This window comes from Sorangium sp. So ce327 (assembly GCF_051530205.1).
Lineage (GTDB): Bacteria > Myxococcota_A > Polyangia > Polyangiales > Polyangiaceae > Sorangium > Sorangium cellulosum_B.
On sequence record NZ_CP150330.1, the window covers coordinates 8,236,510 to 8,256,072 of the forward strand.

Sequence of the window (19,563 nt, forward strand, 5' to 3'; positions counted from 1 at the left end):
CCTACGGAGCCCCCGCAGGCTTGGGAGTCGGGAAATCCAGCGGAATCCAATCTCCGACCGACAGCTCGCGCGCAGCGAACTCCCAGACCACCACGCGCTTGCCCGCCAGGCGATCTTGGCCGGCGTTCAGCGCGCGCGCGAGCGCCTGGCGCGTAGCGAAGGCGCCGGAGTCGTTCTGCGCGATCACGTCGATGGGGCGACCAAGCGCCAGGGCCAGGTGCGGGGCCAGGCCGGACGCGTTGCCCCAGCCCATTCCCTCGAGCGTGAAGATGTTGGTGAAGCTGTCGCCGAGCAGGAGCACGTCGGCGCTCTCGTCAGGCTCCCAGGGCGTGCCGGCCGCGTCCTGCACCTGGTGCACGACCACGCTCTCCGCTTGAAACAGGCTCTGATCGTCGGGCAGCTTGAGCATGTCGACAAGATCACCGACGCGCGAAGCCGGCTGCGGAGCGCCGCGCAGCACGGGCTTCTCTGCCAGCTCTGGCAATACCCCAAGCCCGATCACGAGCTGGCCGAGGTCGGCGGCGATGCGCTCCATGTAGCCGGGCGTAAAATGCGTATCTTGAGCCAGGAAGAGCGGCTCGGTACGGGGCTCGGGCACGCTGCGGCGCGCGTCGAGCACGGCCACGCCGGCTGCTCGAAGCTCGCTCAGGAAGCGGTCGTAGTCGACGTTCTGCGCCATCTCGACGCGCCCATCACGCCCAAGAAGTGGACCCGGCTCGATCCCAGCCTTGTCCGGCATCGGCAGGAGCACGAGGCGGATCCCGCGTTGCGCGAGCGCTTGCTGGAACGCCAAGATGGCGGGTCGCGGATCCGGGTGGATGGGCTCCTGCCCTGCGTCGAGGGCTTCCCTGGCGCGGCCCCGCAGCACCTCGGGCTCCAGGAATCCGGGCCCGCCGACGTGCTGCACACCGGGCGTATAATAGAGCCAGCCGCCGTGTCCGACGACCGCGAGCTTGTTGCCCACACGAGCTAGACGGGTGAGCAGCAGCTGCACGCGGGGCTGGACCCAGGACTTGGCGTACGAGGCATCCTCGATGCCCTTCTCGATCTGACGCAGGTTCTCGGCCGTCGGTGGGCGGCGCACCAGATCCACGAGAGGCGACTCCTCATCCTCGCGCTTCTCGAGGTAGGCCTGCGCGAGCGGAACAGCGTAGATCGCCCCCAGAAACAGCAGCGTGAGCAGCCAGGCCGCGCCGCGGCTCACGTCGGTCGCGATGATACCGCGGCGCAGCTGCTCGTCGCCTGTGGGGTCGGTCGGACCGCCGCTGCGTTCGATGGCGGAGGACGAGGGAGGCAAGGTACTTTGCATCGCGCGGCCTCAGAACTGAAAGTAAAGGAACGGGTTGATGGTCTGCGTCCACATCATCAACGTCGCGAGCGCCATCGTGGCCGTCACGAACGCGGTACGGGGCAAGGACAAGCGCCGCGTGAGCTCCCAGCTGTTGGGCATGCCGAAGATCACGACCGCGGCCAAGGCGAATAGCCCCACGTAGTACCGCTGGTGGAATGCGCCCGCCACGACGTCCGCCGCCGGCGAAACGGCGGCGAGCCCGAACAGCGAGCCCAGGTAGGTCACCGCCTGCTCGAGCGTCTTGGCGCGGAAGAACACCCACGACAAGCACACGATCAAGAAGGTGAAGGCGACGCCGACAGCGGGTGGCAGGCGGCGCAGCGGGTGAGCTTTACCGAGCCTGCGCTCCACCCCGAGCATGCCACCGTGAATGCCGCCCCAGATCACGAAGTTCCAGCTGGCGCCGTGCCAGAGCCCGCCGAGCAACATGACAACCATCAAGTTGGCGTACGTGCGCAGGGGGCCTTTGCGGTTGCCACCGAGCGGGATGTACAGATAGTCGCGCAGCCACGTGGACAGGCTGATATGCCAGCGCCGCCAGAACTCCGTGATGCTGCGCGACTTGTAGGGGGAGTCGAAGTTCTGGATCAGCACGAAGCCGAGCATCAGCGCCAAGCCCACGGCCATGTCCGAGTAGCCGGAGAAATCGAAGTAAATCTGGAACGCGTAGGCGACCAGCCCGAACCACGCGTCGTAGAAGTGCTTGGCTCCACCGGCGAACGCCGTATCGGCGATGTGCCCCATCGGGTTGGCCAGCAGGATCTTCTTGCCCATCCCCAGCGAGAAGAACGCGACGCCGCGCGCGAACTTCTCGAGCGTGTGCTGGCGCACGCGCATCTGCTCCTCGATCGCCGCATATCGGATGATGGGGCCCGCCACCAGGTCGGGGAAGAAGGCCTCGAAACACATGTAGTCCGTGAAGCGCCGCATCGGTCGGGCGTCGCCGCGGTACACGTCGATGGCGTAGCTCATCGCCTTGAACGTGTAAAAGGAGATGCCCACCGGCAAAACGACGTGCAAGACCGGCACGATCTGCGTCGAGCTGCCGAAGAGCGCCCCGAGCGCGTTGATGTTCTCGGCGACGAAGCCCGTGTATTTGAACGCCGCGAGCAGCCCGAGGTTGGTGACGATGGAGATCGCCAGCACCAGCTTCATCTGGCGGGTCCGCACGACCTCGGGGCCAATCACGGGCGGTAGGCCGTCGACGTCGGGCAGCCGTGACATCTTCAGGAGCAAGAGGCCGCACACGTAGTCGACGCTCGAGCCGAAGAACATGATCACGGCCCAGCTCGGGTTCGCCCAGCCGTAAAATACGTAGCTCGACACGGCGATGAGGGCCGTGCGGGCCCGGCCCGGCAGGGCGTAGTACGCGGCCAGTACCAGCGGCAAGAAGTAGAACAGGAAGATATGGCTGGAGAAGACCATCTCAGCGGCTCACGGGGCCCACGGGCGCCAGCCCTTGTCCTTCATCGTCTCGAGCGCTCGTTGCACCCAGGTGCGATGGCCGTCCAGATTGAAGTGATGGTCGTCTTGCATGCCCACGCCCTCGGCCGAGACGAGCGCGAAGTTCGACACCACGCTCGGGCACCTTTCGATCTCGGGACGGATGGCGTTCGCCACGGCGCCGCCGACCACGAACTCGCCCGAGCTCTCCACCTCGTAGTCGTTCATCAACGCAGGCAGCGTGGGCTCGCCGACGTCGTTGCGAATGGCGGTCACGAGGGTATTGATGCAGTCGGGAAAACCGGTGCGATCGGCGGCAGTGCCGTGTCGCTCGGTGATCCCGAGATAGATGAAGATACCGCCGAAGGTCACCCGCCCCTTGATGGCCTTCGGCGCGGCGATCAGCTGGTCGTAGTAGAGGCCGCCCGGGATGAACTGGGAGCAGTAGGCCGAGGGCCACCCGAACCCGAGCGAGATGAAATAGTTGTCGGGCGCGAGCATCGCGGCTTCCTTGACCAGCGCCGTACCCGGCCCGCCGGCGGCGGTGTCACCCGCGGTCTTCGGCTCGATCGCGAGCTCCGGCGCCGAGCCAGGGTGGTACATGAAGGCGTGCGGATGGGTCTCCGTGAAATGGTACGGGCGTGAGCTCTGGGGCCTCGTGGCGCGACCGGCCATGTTGGAGTGACCGATGTGAATGAAGGCGATCGCGCGCTCCTTCGGGACGTCGACGCCTCCAAGGTTGATGGTCACGCCCGAAGGCGCCGGCCCACCGCCGGACCCCGCGTCGCCGGTCCCGCTGCTCCCGCCGCCGCCGCTCCCGCTCGCCGCTGTCATGGCACCGCCAACCGAAGCTCCACCCGTGGTGGTCGCCGCTCCAGCGCCGCTCGACGGCCCGAAGTCGTCACCCGTCCCGGCGGTCTGCGTGTCGTGCGGGTGCTCGACGACCCCGCAGGCGAGCCCGCCGCCCAGCGCGAACAAGGAAACGAGCGCCCACCGAGACCTGGACAGGCTCACGTTGAGACGTGTTTTCATCGTCGACTCTCCTCCAAGTTAACCAAGATCCGCGTCGCTTCGGGGTCGAAAGGCCGGACGCGCAAGGCACGCCGTAGAAAGCCCAGGCCCTGCGCCGATTCGCCCCTTCGCAGGGCGATCAACGCCATGAGGTTCAGGCTCCCGACGTCGTCGTGCTGGGAAACCAGGCTCTGCCGGGCGAGCCGCTCGGCGGCGTCGAGCTCACCCGCCGCAAAGCGAAGACGCGCTTCGAGGGCTCGGGCTTGCGGCGTGTCGAGGCTCGCGAGCGTACGCTCCGCTTGCTCGAGCTGACCGAGCACGCCGTGCAACGTGGCCAGGCTCAGGCGTGCCGCGGCGTGCACCTTCGGGGAATCCGCGAAGCGCTGCCCCAGCTGGACCAAGGTGCGGTCCGTCTCGCTGGCTTCACGGAGCGGCTGCTCCGCGACGCCGGGCGTGAGGTCGCGGCGAGCAAACAGCACCTCCGACCCGTCCGTGTAGAGCAGCTTCCAGTCAGCGCTCGCGTAGAGGTGGCCAATCAAGCGCTGGTAGCGCTCGGGGAACATCACCGGCAAGACCACGTAGGCGAAGGAGTGACGCGCCTGAAACGCTTCGAAACGCTCTGGCTCGTCCGCGAGCCTCAGGTACTCGGCAAATTCGTCGGCGGTGCGCAGCACGAGCCGGGTGTCGATGTAGGGCCGAAACCGCGGATAGAGCCGCCAGATCAGGTAGCCTCCGTAATGATCGGCCGCAAAGACGTCGCCCCCGGGCAGCGCGTCGAGGCGCACAGCGCTTTCGGCCGGCACCCGGAACGGGCTCGGATCCGCCAGCGGCGGCTCGCGCGCCGCCGCCGACGCCGAGACGAGCAGCAGCGCGCTCAGGAGCGCCGCGTTGAGACCCACCGCCACGCGCAAGCCCGCGCGGCGAAAGCTCGAGACGCAAAGCCGCCGGAGCGCCGGGGCCAGATTGACCGCGAAGATCGGCGCCCCGACCCAGTACAGCAGGAGCACGTTGCGGTTGCTCATCAAGGCCAGCCCCGCGAAGCCGAGCAGCAGCAGCGCATGGCTCAGCCTCAAGCGGCGCCCGGCCAGGAGCACGGACAGAGCGAGCAGGGCCAAACACCATTTGAAGTGCCAGAACTCGCCGTCGGACAGGCGTTCGAGCTCGAAGGGCGGCAGGTTCTCCGCCACGTCGTGGGCGAAGATCTGGTGCTCGCCGGGCAACAAGCGCCCGAGCAGCAGCGCCGGCAACGCTGCGCCGCGCAAGCCGAACGGCGTGAGACACGTCGCCAGCAAACACCCCCCTAGCGTCGCGAACAGCTGCTGTACCCGCGCCCACGGTGCCAGCGCACCAGCGTGCTCGCGCGCAAACGGCCACGCACGCGTCTGGCCAAAGCTCGCCCAGCCGAGCGCCGCCACCGCGTACGCCGCGATCACCGCGGGGCCAAGCGCCGAGAGGCCCTGGAAATTCGCCCAGACCAGCTGCGCCAAGGGCAATAGCAGCAGGTGCCGGACCCGACCGTCGCGCCGAAAGCGCTCGAGCGCGAACAAGAAGAACGCGAGCAGGACGAGCGTGCCTATCACGGGCCGGACGAGCAAGAGCGAGCGAGCCGCCAGGAGCCCGGCGACCAGCGACGTCACGAGGAGCCCCCTCGCCCACGAGCCGCGCCGCGCTTCGAGCGCGAAGTAGAGGAAGCCCGCGCCCAGGCCGATCAGCGCGCACTTGACCAGAACGAGCCCGACGAGCCCGACCGCCTGGTGCACCGCGTACACCGCGAGCTGAAAAAGCCAGTGCACGTCGACCCAGGCACGCCCTTGCGCGCTGACCGAGAAGGGATCGGTGAACAGGAGCTCACGCCGAGCGACCATCTCCCGACCTGCCGCGAGGTGCCACCAGATGTCACCGTCGGCCGAAGGCGCGAGCCCCGTCGAGGCCGCACCCAGGCCGAGCAACGCCGCGACGAGCGGCGTGCGATGGCGGAGCAGGGCGGCGGCGGGCAACATGACCACGTCTCAGAACGGTGAGACGGTGAAGCCGATGCCTGCCGTCCACGGCTGCAGGCCCACGCTCGGGCTGCTGCTCTCGGCGCCGTCGACGACTCCGCGCTTGTCCCAGCCGAGCGGCAGCGACACGCCCCCCAGGATCGCCAGCCAGGCGTTCGACCACTCCACGGCCAGCGTGCCGGTGACTGCCCACAGCTGCACCTCCTGGTCGAGCCCACGGTCACGATCCGCACCGAAGAAATGCGACAGCGACAGGCCGAGCGACGGCACGAGCGGCCCCCAGAAATAGCCCGAGTAGCCGTAGATCGCGGCCGCCGGTGCGCGGTAGTTGCCCAGCTCGTTCTCCCCGCCGCGGTAGCCGAACGAGCCGCCCAGCACAATCAGCCCCCACGTCTTGTCGATCGTGTGGTCGAGCGTCAGGCTGCCGCTCACCTTGCCAAGGCCGAGCTGCTTTTCCTGCGTGAGATAGTCGTTCTTGTACTGGGCGTCGTGCACGCCGGTCGGGAGACCGACCTGCAACGTCAGGCTGGTGGAGTTGATCTCGCCGAAGCGCCGCGTGACGAACCCCGCGACGTCACCCACGCCGGAGTTCGAGACGTCCACGGGCAGGCCGTAGTAGTCGCGGTAGTACTTGTAGAGCAGCGGAACCACGAGCCCCACATTCCACTTCTCGTTCAAATTGCGCGAGACTTGAGGGCTCAAGCTGAGGTTGTAGCCGTCGCCCAGATGCGTGTACGTGCCGAGCGTCTGCAGCTCGAATAGCCCCCCGGTCACGCTGTGGCCGATCCACTTGATTCCGCCCCCCGCGCCCGTGGAGCTGCCGGCTCCGCAGCCGCCGATCGTCTCCCAGCTCGAGAGCAGGCCTTCCAGCCGTGAAACTCGTAAAGACAGCGCTGGTCCAAGCTCGGCGAGCGCGTCGCCTCGCTCGCCGAGGGTCGCCTCCAGGCGGGCCACTCGCACATCGTTTTGCCTCGCCGCGCGCTCGGCCGCAATGAACGGAAAGCTGGCGACCACGGCCAAACTACATGTTACCAGCCAGGCGCCCGGGGCACGTAGTCGTCTGAAGTTCAAGCGAGTCTCTCCCAAGCGCAAGGTCAAGCCGGGTCGACCTGGAGGCACCAGTAGCGAACGCTCCCGCGATCCGTAGCGGCATATTCGTCCACGAGCGCACCTTTCCAGATGGCCTTCAGATCGGCCTTCAATTTAAGCTTATGAACGTCGCCCTGGTTGAAGCTGCGCAGCTTTCCGCCGACCTGCTCCTTCATTTTGTCCTTGATCTTGGAGCGCGGCACGAGCGGCTTGTAGTGCGCGACAAGGATGAACTGCTTGTCGAGCGCCCCGCCCTCGACCTGGTAGCGCATCACGTAGGCGTAATCGTACAGGTCATCGGGGGGCATCTTGGAGGGAATTTCAACGAGCTTTGCCGTCACTTCCAGGGGTTCTACCGCGTCCGCCCGGGCGCTCCGCTCGACACCGGCTATCGCGAGCAGCAGCACGCTCATCAACACTTGGCGACCAAAGTGGCGTCGGCTTGATTGAATCATCGTCGCAGAATAGGGCAAGAAAGGTCGATCTTGCAACAAGGCAAGCACCTAATCTCGAAATCAAGCAACCCACGCCGGAGATCGCTGCAGGCTGTCGGCATCTTTCCACCGTGAGGCCACCGTGAGAGCAGCACTACCACTGGTAATTTACGGCGGGGTGCGCGAGACGAGAGCCGCCATGGTGACTGAATTGAGCAGCACCGCCTGCTTCCTCTCCGCGCTCGGCGAGCCGACCGACGTTCCTGGTCGCTCACCCGACCGGGGACCGCCGTACTGGAAGAGCACAGTCCTGCGCAAAATGCGCTCGGCGACGCCGCGTAGCGCATCGCAGCAACATCCCGGGCCAGATCAACGCCCGGAGGGCGACGTGTGCCCGCGGCATGCCGACGCGCCCCTTGTCTCACTCCGCGCCGGCCGGGGCCCGCTCTTTCGACCCATGAACGAGGCGTCACGACGCTCGCGGTCCCGCCACTTCGGCAGGTCTCACGCGCGTGTTTGCTGACGAGGCGGTGCTGCAGGACAGGATGCGCAGGGGCCGACCGCCGCGCGTGGCCACCACAGTGCACTACGACCTTATCAAGTCGGCCTGCAGTCGCCCCGATGAGCACAAGGTCCCGTTCGAACAGGTCTGGACTCTGGAGCGGCTGGCGAAGGCCCTGAAGCTCGAGACCAAGGTAGAACTGAGCCGCACCGAGATCTGGCGCGTACTGCGGGGAGCGAGCCTCCGACCGCATCGCGTCCGGCTGTGGCTGCACAGCCCGGACCCGGACTTCCGCCCCAGATGGTGATCATCGAGTCGGGTCCTGAAGCGGACCCGATCGCCCATGCCAGGCTGCGTCGTGACACCGTCCACCTCTGGACGCTCGAGATCGCGACCCATGCCGACAGATGGGACAAGAGCTCTTCAAGGTTCGGGAAAGACGCACCAGCAAGAACCCCTGAAGCGGCCGGGGAAGCCGCCGCGTGCAGCCTGGTGGGATTGAAGAGGACCGCGTCCGCGTGGCCGTCGCCGTTCACGGCCACGTCATCCGGCGGGCTCCGGCAGGCAGCAGACGGTGGTCGGGTACGGCTCGCCGCCTGCCGGCTCGCAGGTCTCCAGCTGGTTGACCTCCCATTCGGCGCGGATGCTGCCGAGGGCCGCACCTTCCACCTCGGGACGCAGGCAGCGATCCGCCCCGCCCTCTGTCACCGTCGTCGTCCCGAGGAGCGCGCCCTCGCTGCACGCGCGATCCGAGTAGGCGCTCACCCGCGCGACGCACTCCTTCGGCGTGCGGCCGGGCACGCAGACGCACGGCGCGCAGCCCCGCTCGACGTCCTGGTCATAGAGGGTGAGCTTGTCCGAGAACCTGGGCCGCTCCCCGGGACCGGCGGGCGGATAGCATTCGCGAGGCCCCTCGTACCGCGAGATCATGCAGTACCGCCACCCGGGGGGCACGTTGGTCTCTTGCTGGTTGACCATGCATACGTCGCCGATCTCCGGACAACGATTGGTCGTCACGACGCCACTGCACGCGACCGCAATCTTCGCAGGGCTCTTCGGCGGAGAGTGCTCGCCCTCGGCGGACGGCGTGCACGAGCCATCCGGCGCCGGCGCGATCCAGATCGCGCTGAACGCCTCTGCCGGCACGGTCCCCGGAGACGTGCATTCGCCTTGCCAGTTCCAGGGTGGATTGAACGGCCGGAGCGTCTCCGCCGGGGTGTTCTCACACGAGGCGTCCGAGTGCGCCGCAACGATCTCCGGCATGGAGCAGTGCGGAACGAGGCAACTGCACTTGGGACAGGGCTCGTCGCCCGGCAGCAGCGTCCGGAACCGGAAGGACGTCCTCGGGGCGATCTTCTGCGTGTCGTGACTCTGGAGGTCGAAGCCGGTGAGGTCCTCGCACGCCGGCTCGGGGTCGTCAGCGTCTCCGATCCACAGGAGCATCGGGTTATAAAAGCTGTCCATCGGTTGTATCACGCACTTCCCGCCGCAGATGCCGTTGCTCGTGCCGTCCTCGTTGGTGATGAGGCAGGGATTCCACGGCTCGCCGCACGGCGGCTCCGCGCTCCCGCAGCCGGCCGCGAACAGCGCGCCGCCCAGGCTCCCCAGCGACAGCGAGATCGACGCGCGCAGGAGCCACCATCTTCCGTTCCAAGTCATCGCGACCTCACCGCCTTCCCCACGCGCTCCCGAGGAGCCCCTACCCCCTGAACCTTCGGTTGGCTCCTGCCGCGGGCGGCGCGCCCGCCGCCCGCCGGTGTTCTCGACCGGGCCGTCACGGCGCCTCCAGCGCCTTCGGAAGACAGCAGACCGTCTTGGCCCTGCCGTCCACCTTGTCGTTGGGTTTATCGCGCGTCGGCTTGCACGTCCCGGGCTCGTTCGAGAGCCATGTTGCGCTCACGCTGGCCAAGCTGGAGGTCGGCTCAGGAACCAGGCAGATCCCACGCTCGTTCACATCGACGCCGAGCAGGATGTCGCTGCAAGCGCCATCCTCCCACGCGTACACGAGCGCCTCGCACCGGCTCGTCGCCGGCGCCTCGCAGGTGCACGGCGAGCACGCGGGCGCGGTCACCAGATCCTCATAGAACCCCCCCAGCTTGTCCGAGAAGATCTTCCGAGGGTCCGCCCCTCCCTCGGGCTGCTGGCAGCCGAGATCACCGTTCCCGACGATGCAGTGGCGCCAGCCGTCGGGCAGATGGGCCGGCTGCTGCTCGAGCATGCAGAGCTCCCCCTGCCCCGGACACAGCTCGTCCTCCACCACACCGCTGCACCCGACGACGACCTCGGCCACGCCTCCCGCGAGAGGCTGCGGGGGCTCGTCGGCCACGATCGGCGTGCACGGCTCCCAGATCGCCGGACCGATCGAGAGCGAGCCGAGCTGCTCCGCCGTCACCGTACCGGGCGACACACACGAGCCGTCCCAGCCTGCCGGCAGAAGGAACGACGTCTGCGTCCCCGCGCTGCCGTCGCCGCACGCCTCGATCGACCTCGCCGTCACGGTCTGCGGGAGCGTGCACGCCGGCGCCGTGCAAGCGCACGCCGGGCAGCCGTGCGCCGGCTCCGGCATGGCCCGCGCGAAGAGCGTCCGCGTGGCGTCGGTGAGCGGGATCCGCTCGCCGGTCCCGGGGACGATCCGCACGAGCTCGGCGCACGACGCCGGCGCGAGCACCTGGGGCCCCGTCCAGACGAGCTTCGGCGCGCTGAAGGACTCCGGCGGCGCGTGGACGCACTGCCCCCAGCAGTACCCGTTGCTGGTGCCGTCGTCGTTCCGGATCTCGCACGCGACCGCCTCCGCGCAGTCGTACGCCCCGGCGCCGCCGCACCCGCTGACCACCGCCACCCCTCCGAAGCAGAGGAGCCAAAGCCCTGCCAGCCCTCTCTGCGGCACGCTCCGCATCAGCACCGCTCCTTCCGGCTCCGGCGCAGCCTCACCAGCTGCCGGAGAAGATCACGCCCCCGCCATGCGCAGCCGCGAACGGCGCCGCGCGCACGGCGCGCTTTCCCGGCTCCGGCGCCCACAGGAGCGACGAGAGCGCGACCGCGCCGGCGACGCCGGCGCCGATGAAGCTCCCCCATGCGGCGGCCTTCAGCGTGTCGCGCGCGTCGATCATCTCGCGCAGCACACCGCACGGCTCGGCGTATGCCTTGGACAAGCACGCCGCCGCCCCGTTGCGCTCGCGGATCTGGGCGGCCTGCGCCTCCGCGTCCCCGTCGCGCACCGCCGCTGCCACGACGAAGCCCGTGCCCAGCGCAATCCCGGCCGACGCGAGCGCGATCCCGCCGACGCGGAACACCGTTCCCGCCGACGGACCCCCGGGCGCCGCGGCCAGCGCAGGCGCGACCGGCGCCACAATCGACGCAGGCGCAACCGGCGCAGGCGCAGCCGGCGGCGGGGGCTTGGGCTCCAGGTGAAGGCCGACCATCGACTCCCTTCCCCGCTCTGCCTCGAACGGATAGACGTCGTCGACATACCCCTCGAGCTTGCCGCGCGCCTCGTGCCGCCCCGGATCGAGATAGACGAAGTACATCCCCTGTCCGCGGCCGATCGACCGGCCGTCGATGAACACCTCGGCCTCGGGCCGGCTCACCGCGACGGTCGCGGACGAGACCTCGCGCTCCGCCTTCTCGAGCCCCGCCCGGAAACGCCGCTGCACCGCCGGCTGGAGCGTCTCCGGAACCAGCAGCGACTCCCGCAGGTGCTCCGCCGCGTCCCGGGACCGCCCGAGCGCGAGCTCCGACAGCCCCAGCTCCCCCGCGAACTCCGGCCGCGGATCCGCCTTCCACGCCGTGCGATACGCCGCCTCCGCGTCCTCCCACCGCCCCGCGCGCCGCGCCTTCTCGCCCCGCGCGAATGCCTCCTCGGCCTCGGAGCGCATCATGGCCGCTCCGGACGGTCCAGCAGAAGGCTGCTCCCCTGCGGCCACCGCCGCGCGACTCCACACGACAGCTGCGGCGACCACGGCGAGGAGCAACCGTCCAGTGGACGCCATCTCCGCGGCATACTACGCGTCGACTCTTTTTTCTGTCAAGCCGCGTTGGCCCGGAGAAAGTGACGGAATCGACTCGACTGCCAGGCAATTCGGGTCGCGCCGCGAGAATGCTCGCCCTGCTGCGCGGCGCGCCGAGCGCTCGCGCCACAGGCCTGCCTCGGCTCAGCCCGACATGCCGAATTTCAAATGTCGAACGAGCTCGCCAGGTAACTACGCAGGCATGGGGAAATCGTCTCGCACGACCGACAGCACCGCCAAGGAAGCACCGCTCACAATCGAGGCGATCATGGCCGAGCACCTGGAGACGCTCCGCCGCTACGTGGAGCGCCAGGGCTTCCGCGGCCCGGATCGGGACGACCTGGTCCAGGAGATCTTCCATGGCGCTTCGCGGTCGCTGCCCCGGTTCGATCCCCGCATCGCCACCGTGCGCACCTGGCTCCTCCGGATCGCGTTCAACCTGATCTCCAACGAGCGCAAGCGCGCCCATCGCCGGCACGAAGAGCTGTGGCCGGAGGAGGCGCTGGACGGCCTCTCCAGCGCAGCGCCGGATTCCGAGACACGGCTCATCGAGGCGCAACAGAGCGACATCCTCGCGGATCTGCTCCAGGAGGTCCCTCCGCGACGCCGCGTGATCCTGGTCGCGCACGACCTCGAGGAGGAGGCGGTCCAGGACATCGCCGAGGAGCTCGCGATGCCGCGCAATACCGTGTGGAACGACCTCCGGCTCGCGCGGCTGAGCCTCGACGCCGCCGCGCGGCGCTGGCGGGCGCGGAGACGCGGCCGTGGCGCCCTGATTGCGCCGCTCGCCTTCGCGTTCGGCGCGACCGAAGCGCGCGCCTCGTCGGGGCCGCTCCACGGAGGCCGGCTGCGCTGGCTACTCGGCCTGGCTCGCCGCGCCTTCCGGCGCGCGCCGTCTCACGGCGCGGCCAGCCTGCCGGCGAGCTCGTGGAACGCGTCGCTGGCACCCCCACGTGCCGTCCGCCGATCGACGGCCAGCGCCGCAGCCGGCGTCGTGGCGGGCGCGCTCGTCCTGATGGCCCCCGGCGGGCGCGGCGAGCTCCCGCCGCCGAGCGCCCATGCGGTCGCGCTTCGCTCCCCGCAGGCCGCATGGCCCGCTCAGCGCGGCAGCGCCATCCCCTCCGGCCCGGAGGTGCCCTCGGAGGAGCGGGCCGAAAGCGACGTGAGCGGCGCCCTCACCACCGCGCGCCGTGCCCCGGCCAGCCCGCGATACCCGCCCGGCCCTCATCGGGGCGAAGGCATCCAACTGCCCTCCTCCGAGGTCCGGCTGATCCGACAGGCATTCGCGGGGCTCGCCGCCGGTCGCCACGACGCCGTGCGGCTCCTGCTCGAGCAGCACCGGCGCGACTTCCCGCGAGGCGCCTACGCAGGAGACCGCGAAGAGCTCCTGCGACGGCTGCGGGCGGCGGCGCACCGCAACTGATACGGGGGGCCACATTCCGGTCAGCCCCCCAGAGCGTCCGATTCGTGCCATTCCGTCCCGTTGAGCCCGTCAGGCGTTGCCATGGCCCCTCGGGCTCTGCCAACATCAGCGCGTTTTGCTCAACCCAAGGAGGCGCCTATGGCAGACCCCTATATCGATCCTTTCGAGACGAACATTTATGGCAAGTTCGCGCGCGAGCAGATGGCCGCGGTCCTCATGGGCAAGGTCGCTGCCCTCGACGGCATGGTCGAGTTCGCGATGGGCAAGCAGCTCCTCGCCGATCAGGCGATGTCCGACGTCCTCGATCGCCAGCCCAAGCCGGCGCCGGAGCTCGACACCGCCGAGGTGCTCGACGAGGCGCGGGACGTCATCGTGCGGTTCGGTTCGTACCTCGACTCGCTCAAGGGGAGGCCGGTCGATCCAAGGCTGTTCTTCCGCGGCGAGATGCCGAGCGTCCTCGCGCGCCGGCGGATCACCAAGCTCACCGCCGCCGTCGGGCACATCGCCGACGAGCTCGAGAGGCAGCGCGAGAAGGTCCGGGGCGCGGACGCATGGCTGACCGAGCTCAGGGAGGTGCACGAGAAGCTCGGGATCGTCGAGCGGCAGCAGCGCGCCACGCGCGTCGAGCGCGTCGAGCTCGGCCCCGAGGTGTCGACCGCGCGCGAGGCCTGGCTGGGTGTCTACAACGCCAACAAGAGCCTCGTGCGCGGGCTGCTCGCCCACCTGGGCAAGCCCGAGCTCCTGCCGCACATCTTCGACGATCTCGCCGAGGTCCACCGCACGACCGGCGTCAGCGACGCCCTCCCGCCCGGCCAGCCGGCCGCGCCGGACGCGCCGGCAGCCGCGCCGGCCGGCCAGCTGGGGCCCTCGCCGGACGCGTGAGCCCGCGGCCCGCTGCAAGGCTTGATGCAAGTCTTGCAGCGGGCGACCCGGCCGTTGCAACGCTTGATGCAAGCGTTGCAGCGGGCGACCCGGCCGTTGCAACGCTTGATGCAAGCGTTGCAGCGGGCGACTCGGTCGCCGAGTTGGCCGTTTCAAGGCTTGAGACGGCCGATTCGGCGGCCCAGCGGGCCGTTTCAAGGCTTGAGACGGTCGACTCGGCGGCCGAGAGAACCGTTTCAAGGCTTGAAATGCCCGACTCGGCGACCGAGTCGGGCATTTCAAGCCTTGAAGCGGGTGACTGTGCGCCGGGGAAGGCGATTTCAAGCCGCGGATGGCGTCGCCGACGCAGAGAGTGGGCTATGCGGGGGAATCGTCGCCGTTCCGGTGCTGCTGGAGAAACGTGAGAAACTGCTCGGCCCGCTCGATGAGATCGTCGTACGTCAGGATGGCGAGGCCGGCGAGGAAGCCGTTCTCGAGGCGAAGGCGCTCGCGCTCGGCGTCGCTCTGATAGCGCCCGATCACGACGAAGCCGCGGGGGCGCTGGAGGTGCACGGTGATGCCCCGGCGCCCGTCGTACCCGAGCGGCCCGCGGGGCTCCTTCTCCGCCGCATCGTAGTAGGACATGAGCTGGCCTATGGCCCGGGCACACTCCAGGCTGTGATGGAGCCAACCGTTGTAGTCCTTGAACACGGGATCGCTCGGACGCTTGAGCTCCCAGAGGTCGGGGAAGCCGTCCCAGCGGATCGCGAGGAGATCGATCTCCCCGCCGCGCGTGATCGGGTACGGCGAACGGACGTCCTGGTACTCGGGGCCGAGGATCGCACCCCAGTGCTGATGGATGAACTTGCGATAGGCGTCCTCGGATTCGTTCCTATCGACGAGCGCACGGAACTCGCGGACGGTGCGGCTCATCTTGAAGGCCGGGCTGGCGAGGGCGACGTTCACCGCCTTCGGCAGGGCGCGGCGGAGGTCGTCGTCCTTGAAGACGAACGGAGCGCCGTGCGTCCGGCGCATCGCACGGCGGATGAGCTCGGGCTGGTTGTGAGCCGTCACGATGCACACGGGACGAAACGGGTCAGCGACGAGCAGCGCGTCGAGCACGCGGAAGCCGTGCTCGACGTTCTCATCGGAGAGGCTCGGGGCCGAGGGGATCTGAAGGTCGAGCAGGACGACGTCGGGGGAAAAGGTGGCAGCCTTGTCCAGCGCATCCGCGGCGTTCAGGGCGTGCTCGGCGGTGAACCCGTTGAGCTGGAGCTGGCGCAGGAAGTCACCGGCAGTAGCCTTGTTGTCCTCGACCAGGAGCACCTTCGGGGCGTTCTTGTCGTTCATGATACATCCCTCCACGTGATCAGCCGTGCGAAGAAGCAGGTGCCCTCGCGTTCTGGGTCGAGTCCCACGAAGGCGCCGAGCCGGGTCGCATAGCGCCGCGCGATAGCGAGCCCCAGCCCCGTACCGAGCGGCTGGTCGCCGCCCTTCTTGGTCGTCACATAGGGCTCGAAGATGCGCTCCCGATCCTCCTCGTGAATCCCCGGGCCGTTGTCGAGGATGTCGAGACGGACGGTGTCGCCCTCGTGGGTCGCGCAGATCCATACGCGGGGCGCGGGGGTGGATGCGACCGCGTGAAACGCGTTCTCCATTAGACAATGGAGTATCTCGCGCAGCCCTGCGCGGCTGGCCCGCACAAGGAGCGAAACGGAGACATCGATCTCGCATAGGACGTCCGGATATCTCTGCCGGAGCGGCGCGGCGGCATCGTCCACGAGCTCGTGAAGCGCGAGGCCCTCCAGAGGGTCGTTCGGGACTTCCTGCCATCGCCCGGTCTGGCCGGCGAGCGCCGATTGGAACGCGAGCTCTTCGTCGATGCGAGAGAATTCGTACTCGAACCGCGCCACGTCTGCCGCGCCGAGGTTCTCCCGGATGTGTTGCACGTTCATCAAGATCGCGCCGACGGAGCGCTTGAGCTGATGAGCCAGCGTCAGCTGGAGACGGCGCTCCACCTCGGCTTCGATCTCGGCGCGAACATCAGCGCCTCGCCCCTCCGCGTATCGAGCCGAGGCCTCCGGGGAGAGGATCGACAAGAACAGCAGCACATATTCCCTGGGAAACTGGTGACGGCTCAGAAAACTGAAGTTACCGGCGACGACTTCGCGCGCGGCCCTGCGCGCGATGAGATGGTCGCGAACCAGCGAATTCATCCGGAGGCGACCTTGGTTATCTATCCTGTACCACGTGATAACCTGCACCTGCGGCTCACCCCATGTTCGCCACGAGAAATCTAAATATCCAGGCCCAACAATATTCCACCCGCGCGAGAATTGGGTCAGCGCCGATTCTTCCAGAGGCATGAGCTGCGTCCGTAGAGCCTCTCCGTCCGGAAAAGCGTCACGCAAGATCCTGACGATGTAGTCGTGGACCACATACGCGATCCATTGCGCAGGGCCGCTCGACGGCACATCGCGGCAAGCGAGCACGGACTCCAGCATGCGTTGCACATTCGCAGGCGCATCGGTCAGAGCTTTGAATTCGGGCTCACATTCACGAGCAGAGAGAAAACGAGCGACCAAGGCCGGCGAAGCCAGCCTGTCACTGAACCAACGCTCGACATCGGCCGACGCCGGCGCACATACTCTCACATACTTTCCTGGCAAGTGGCCGCGAGCGCGCTTCTCGTAATCCACGACTTCCGAGCGTTCGAGACAAGCCAATGAAGGCCGGCGCTCACGCGCCGATTCGAGATCTTCGTGCACACGGATGGCGAATCCGTGCGCGTAAGCCAAGTCCGCTGCTCCGGCTGGGGACTGTTTCGCCAGCAGCACCGTGTCGTCCGGCTCGTGCACGAACCGCACGCCGATTTCATAGATGGCCTGCTCAACAACCGCCGAGCGATCAACCAGATCGTTTGATAGCAAAACCGCAGAGGACGTCGGCCTGTTGCTCACCCACTCCTTGATCCAAGCGACGGCGTCGGGATACCCCATCTCACGATCGTCGATGCGCCGCGGCAAGTACCTCCCTGGTTCGCCCCTTGTCTCGTACGCCTTCATGCGCTTGCGCACGCTGTCCGCAATCCCCGATACCTCCAGAACCAATCTATGATACGAGATCGCGGCGCAGACGTCTGCCCTCAAGTCTGCTGTGTATCCAGGCGGCAGGCGTCCCTCCATCACGACCCCGAGCGCGCGGTCGGCTGCCGTTACCCGACGCTTCTCGGCGAGCTCCGCTAGCGCCGCGTCAATGCTCTCGGGGCAGCGCGGCAGCACGCGGAAGTACGTTCTCGGCCGCACCAACCCGTGCCGAGGCGTCGCGAGCCAATTCACACTGCCTGGCTCGAGGCCGACCGCCTGCGACACCTCATAATCCGCCGCTTCGAACAGGCGGGCGACCGCCTTCTCGCCCGCCACCATGGGAGTGTGCTCGTCTTCGTTCATGGCCTGCGCATTCTTCCATGGCACGCACTCAGCTGGGTGCCAACGCCCTCTGCGTACCGAAGACCGACCGGGCGATGCGCAGGAGAGCTCACCGCCCCGTCGCGAGCGCGCACGGGCGCCGCCTCAGATCACCCTGTCCGCGAGCGGCTCCCCCCGCTCGAACCGCCGCAGGTTCGCCAGGAAATGCTCCACCAGCGCCATCGGCTCCTCGCGCCGCCCGCCGGCCGTGTGCGGCGTGATGGTGCAGCCCGGAGCGCGCCAGAGCGGGTGTTCCGGCGGGAGCGGCTCGGGATCCGTCACGTCGAGGTACGCGCCCGCGATCCGGCGCGCCTCGAGCGCCTCGAGCAGCGCGGCCTGGTCCACCGTGACGCCCCGGCCGACGTTGAAGAACCACGCGTCCGGCCGCATCCGCGCGAGCAGCGCGGCCGAGACCAGCCACCGCGTGCCCTCGGCCTCGGGCAGGCTCGAGACCACGTGATCCGCCCAGGCGAAGGCGTCACCCAGCTCCTCCCTCACCACCACGCGGAAGGGCTCCCCGCCGCGGGGGCGGGCGCGCAGGACGCGCAGATCCACCTCGAACGGGGCGAGCAGCTCGGCGAGGCGGCGGCCGATGGCGCCGAAGCCGAGGAGGAGCACCCGCCGGCCGCGCAGGAGCGCGCTCCTCGACCGCACGTGCGCGTCGGGCCAGCCGCGCGGGCCGAGCTGGTTCTCGAGGCACTCGGGCAGCCGCCGCGAGGCCGAGAGCAGGAACGCGAGCGCGTGCTCCGCGCAGGGATGGGCGTAGACACCGCTGCTCGTCGTCAGGGCGGCGCCGCGTGCGGCGAGCGCGGCGCGCACCGCCGCCACGTCGTAGCGGGCGTACCCCGCGGTGCTGAGGTGCACCCAGCGGAGCCGCGGGGCCGCGCACACGTCGTCCGGGTGCGGCTGGCCAAAGACGACCTCGGCGCCAAGGACGAGCGGATCCGGCGCGACGACGGCGAGGTTCTTCGCGGAGCGCGCCGCGGCCAGGTCGAGCGCGTGCGGCGCGACGCCCTCCGAGAGCGAGCGCGCGGCCTCCGCCGGCAGAACGACGGTGCTCGCGATGATCAGCCGATCCACCGGCGCTTCCCCCCTCACCCGTGCACGGCGCGCCCGAACTCCCGCATCCAGGCCTGCTCGTCCGCGGTGAGCGGCCCCTTCGCGAGCGCGTCGAGGTTCGCCTCCACCTCGGCGCGGCTCTTCGGCCCCGTCAGCGCGAGATCCACGTGCGGGCTGGAGAGCTGGAATCGATAGCAGTCGCCCGCCGTCATCGCCGGGCGATCCCAGCCCTTCGGCTGCTTCAGCAGCCGGCGCCACGCCGTCGCCGTGTAGGCGAGGATGCTCGGCTTCGACTCGCGCACGTGCGGGAAGATGTCACGCTCCGCGCCGGGGTGCGCGGCGTTGTAGCGGATCATGAGCAGGTCGAGCGGCGACGACTCGGCCAGGCCGCCCGCCCGCGGGCGGTCGTGGATGCTCACCCCGAGCGCCCGCACCTTGCCGCTCTCGCGCAGGTGCACGAGCTCGCGCTCGGTCGCGCTCGTCCAGGCAGAGCCGACGCCGAGCCAGCTGAGCAGATAGACATCGAGGTGATCGGTCCCGAGCTCCCGGAGCAGCTTCTCGGCGCCCCGGCGCACGCCCCATCCGAACCAGCCGAGCTGCGCGTAACCGACCACCGCGACGCTGTCGCGGCGCCCCTTCAGCGCCTCGCGCAGCGGGTTGCCGAGCCCGCCCGAGCGCATCGTCCAGAGGAAGAGATTGACCCCCCGGTCCATCGCCGCGCGCACGCCGTCCTCGTCGATGCCGTAGCTCGCCGCGAGCCCGAGCCGGAAGATGCGCTTGCCACGAAGGGCGGTCGGGGCGCGGTGGAGCCAGTCGTCCATCATGGGGCGGATCTTACATCACCTCCGTCGGCGTCACCGGCTCCCGCGCGCCGCACATTCGCCGCCCACGGCCGCCCCGACCTGTGCGAGACTCC

16 protein-coding genes are annotated in these 19,563 nt (G+C 68.8%); 3 read left to right on the forward strand and 13 right to left on the reverse strand.

The window, feature by feature from the left end; translation table 11 throughout:
* Position 1: 1 nt before the first annotated feature.
* The 6 genes from WME95_RS30560 to WME95_RS30585 all read right to left on the reverse strand — a co-directional run bounded on the left by WME95_RS30560 (position 2) and on the right by WME95_RS30585 (position 7,307).
* The gene (locus tag WME95_RS30560) at positions 2-1,297 is read right to left on the reverse strand and encodes an alginate O-acetyltransferase AlgX-related protein (protein ID WP_437902868.1); all 1,296 of its coding nucleotides are present in this window, start codon (positions 1,295-1,297) and stop codon (positions 2-4) included.
* Between the two features lie 21 nt (positions 1,298-1,318).
* Positions 1,319-2,776 (reverse strand): MBOAT family O-acyltransferase, encoded by a 1,458-nt coding sequence (locus WME95_RS30565; protein ID WP_437902869.1) that lies wholly within the window; start codon positions 2,774-2,776, stop codon positions 1,319-1,321.
* A gap of 9 nt (positions 2,777-2,785) precedes the next feature.
* Positions 2,786-3,826, reverse strand: a complete 1,041-nt coding sequence (locus tag WME95_RS30570; protein ID WP_437902870.1) for a sialate O-acetylesterase — start codon at positions 3,824-3,826, stop codon at positions 2,786-2,788.
* Complete coding sequence (locus WME95_RS30575; protein WP_437902871.1) at positions 3,823-5,805, reverse strand: tetratricopeptide repeat protein; 1,983 nt, start codon at positions 5,803-5,805, stop codon at positions 3,823-3,825. The genes WME95_RS30570 and WME95_RS30575 overlap by 4 nt, the downstream gene beginning before the upstream one ends.
* Positions 5,806-5,814: 9 nt before the next feature.
* A complete protein-coding gene (locus tag WME95_RS30580; protein ID WP_437902872.1) occupies positions 5,815-6,825 on the reverse strand; it encodes a hypothetical protein in 1,011 nt (336 codons plus the stop codon).
* Positions 6,826-6,899: 74 nt separating this feature from the next.
* Positions 6,900-7,307, reverse strand: coding sequence for a hypothetical protein (locus WME95_RS30585; protein WP_437902873.1), 408 nt, complete (start codon positions 7,305-7,307; stop codon positions 6,900-6,902).
* 533 nt (positions 7,308-7,840) lie between these two features.
* Here WME95_RS30585 and WME95_RS30590 point away from each other — a divergent pair.
* Positions 7,841-8,137, forward strand: a complete 297-nt coding sequence (locus WME95_RS30590; protein ID WP_437902874.1) for a hypothetical protein — start codon at positions 7,841-7,843, stop codon at positions 8,135-8,137.
* A gap of 236 nt (positions 8,138-8,373) precedes the next feature.
* Here the strand turns inward: WME95_RS30590 and WME95_RS30595 are convergent, their stop codons facing one another.
* From WME95_RS30595 to WME95_RS30605, 3 genes are all read right to left on the reverse strand, one after another.
* Positions 8,374-9,489, reverse strand: coding sequence for a hypothetical protein (locus tag WME95_RS30595; RefSeq protein WP_437902875.1), 1,116 nt, complete (start codon positions 9,487-9,489; stop codon positions 8,374-8,376).
* A 115-nt stretch (positions 9,490-9,604) separates the two neighbouring features.
* Positions 9,605-10,726, reverse strand: a complete 1,122-nt coding sequence (locus tag WME95_RS30600; RefSeq protein WP_437902876.1) for a hypothetical protein — start codon at positions 10,724-10,726, stop codon at positions 9,605-9,607.
* Between the two features lie 31 nt (positions 10,727-10,757).
* Positions 10,758-11,708: a hypothetical protein gene (locus tag WME95_RS30605; protein ID WP_437902877.1), complete on the reverse strand. Its 951-nt coding sequence runs from the start codon at positions 11,706-11,708 to the stop codon at positions 10,758-10,760.
* A 331-nt stretch (positions 11,709-12,039) separates the two neighbouring features.
* Here WME95_RS30605 and WME95_RS30610 point away from each other — a divergent pair, with 331 nt between their 5' ends.
* Entirely contained in the window at positions 12,040-13,260 is a 1,221-nt protein-coding gene (locus WME95_RS30610; RefSeq protein ID WP_437902878.1) for an RNA polymerase sigma factor, read from the forward strand.
* Between the two features lie 138 nt (positions 13,261-13,398).
* On the forward strand, positions 13,399-14,142 hold the full coding sequence (locus tag WME95_RS30615; RefSeq protein WP_437902879.1) for a hypothetical protein: 744 nt from the start codon (positions 13,399-13,401) through the stop codon (positions 14,140-14,142).
* Between the two features lie 357 nt (positions 14,143-14,499).
* Here WME95_RS30615 and WME95_RS30620 read toward each other — a convergent pair whose 3' ends face one another.
* From WME95_RS30620 to WME95_RS30635, 4 genes are all read right to left on the reverse strand, one after another.
* Positions 14,500-15,471 carry a Shedu anti-phage system protein SduA domain-containing protein gene (locus WME95_RS30620; protein ID WP_437902880.1) on the reverse strand — a complete coding sequence of 324 codons (972 nt, stop codon included), beginning with the start codon at positions 15,469-15,471 and terminating at the stop codon, positions 14,500-14,502.
* The gene (locus WME95_RS30625) at positions 15,468-17,570 is read right to left on the reverse strand and encodes a sensor histidine kinase (protein WP_437902881.1); all 2,103 of its coding nucleotides are present in this window, start codon (positions 17,568-17,570) and stop codon (positions 15,468-15,470) included. The genes WME95_RS30620 and WME95_RS30625 overlap by 4 nt, the downstream gene beginning before the upstream one ends.
* A 123-nt stretch (positions 17,571-17,693) precedes the next feature.
* Positions 17,694-18,668, reverse strand: a complete 975-nt coding sequence (locus WME95_RS30630) for an NAD(P)-dependent oxidoreductase (protein WP_437902882.1) — start codon at positions 18,666-18,668, stop codon at positions 17,694-17,696.
* A 14-nt stretch (positions 18,669-18,682) separates the two neighbouring features.
* Entirely contained in the window at positions 18,683-19,471 is a 789-nt protein-coding gene (locus WME95_RS30635; RefSeq protein WP_437542395.1) for an aldo/keto reductase, read from the reverse strand.
* Positions 19,472-19,563: the final 92 nt, after the last annotated feature.

What these genes read in the sequence shown, in the direction of transcription:
- WME95_RS30565 (WP_437902869.1), bottom strand. Translation starts at nt 2,776, where the DNA reads ATGGTCTTCTCCAGCCATATCTTCCTGTTCTACTTCTTGCCGCTGGTA.
- WME95_RS30570 (WP_437902870.1), bottom strand. Translation starts at nt 3,826, where the DNA reads ATGAAAACACGTCTCAACGTGAGCCTGTCCAGGTCTCGGTGGGCGCTC.
- WME95_RS30575 (WP_437902871.1), bottom strand. Translation starts at nt 5,805, where the DNA reads ATGTTGCCCGCCGCCGCCCTGCTCCGCCATCGCACGCCGCTCGTCGCG.
- WME95_RS30585 (WP_437902873.1), bottom strand. Translation starts at nt 7,307, where the DNA reads ATGAGCGTGCTGCTGCTCGCGATAGCCGGTGTCGAGCGGAGCGCCCGG.
- WME95_RS30595 (WP_437902875.1), bottom strand. Translation starts at nt 9,489, where the DNA reads ATGACTTGGAACGGAAGATGGTGGCTCCTGCGCGCGTCGATCTCGCTG.
- WME95_RS30600 (WP_437902876.1), bottom strand. Translation starts at nt 10,726, where the DNA reads ATGCGGAGCGTGCCGCAGAGAGGGCTGGCAGGGCTTTGGCTCCTCTGC.
- WME95_RS30605 (WP_437902877.1), bottom strand. Translation starts at nt 11,708, where the DNA reads ATGATGCGCTCCGAGGCCGAGGAGGCATTCGCGCGGGGCGAGAAGGCG.
- WME95_RS30610 (WP_437902878.1), top strand. Translation starts at nt 12,040, where the DNA reads ATGGGGAAATCGTCTCGCACGACCGACAGCACCGCCAAGGAAGCACCG.
- WME95_RS30615 (WP_437902879.1), top strand. Translation starts at nt 13,399, where the DNA reads ATGGCAGACCCCTATATCGATCCTTTCGAGACGAACATTTATGGCAAG.
- WME95_RS30620 (WP_437902880.1), bottom strand. Translation starts at nt 15,471, where the DNA reads ATGAACGACAAGAACGCCCCGAAGGTGCTCCTGGTCGAGGACAACAAG.
- WME95_RS30625 (WP_437902881.1), bottom strand. Translation starts at nt 17,570, where the DNA reads ATGAACGAAGACGAGCACACTCCCATGGTGGCGGGCGAGAAGGCGGTC.
- WME95_RS30635 (WP_437542395.1), bottom strand. Translation starts at nt 19,471, where the DNA reads ATGATGGACGACTGGCTCCACCGCGCCCCGACCGCCCTTCGTGGCAAG.